1 pseudogene is annotated in these 515 nt (G+C 37.5%); it reads left to right on the top strand.

Annotated features, from left to right (window positions below):
* Positions 1 to 93 precede the first annotated feature (93 nt).
* Positions 94 to 336 (top strand): annotated as a pseudogene (locus ACFIO3_RS15630) (single-stranded DNA-binding protein); the annotation flags it as partial.
* Positions 337 to 515: the final 179 nt, after the last annotated feature.

The following is a 515-nucleotide window of genomic DNA, read 5'->3' as shown; positions in this document are numbered from 1 at the left end:
ATTGATTCAAGATAAACAGATTTGAAATGAGAGAATCTTACGTTATTCTGGTCTTTAATTCCATATGAATAATGCTAGATTATCATTATAAATCAATATCTTGTCAAAGGCAGCAAAGTTTATATCGAGGGACAGCTTCAAACGCGTAAATGGCAAGATAAAAACGGTATTGAACGGTTTGTAACAGAAATCATTTTGCCTAAGTACAAAGGCGATTTAAAGCTTTTAGATGGCAAAAATGATGATAATCAAGAGCAGTCATCACCTTATGACAGAAGCTTTCACAGACCTCTTGATACATCTCATACCGTTATGAATGATAGCGTTCCTTTTTAAATAAAAAGCGGTGTTATGAAAAGCAACAAAAAGAGGGGACGCCCTAAAATAGCAGGGCAGGTAAGAGAAGCCAATGGTCGTATATCACGTGCAAAAGCACCCCGTGAAGCCGTTGATAAATTGGCAATAGAAATGCGTGCAAAGCGCTTCGGTTTAACGCTACAGGAGGCAAAAAATCC

This window comes from Bartonella sp. AD328YNZD (assembly GCF_042196425.1).
This window is presented reverse-complemented; position numbering and strand designations above follow the sequence as displayed.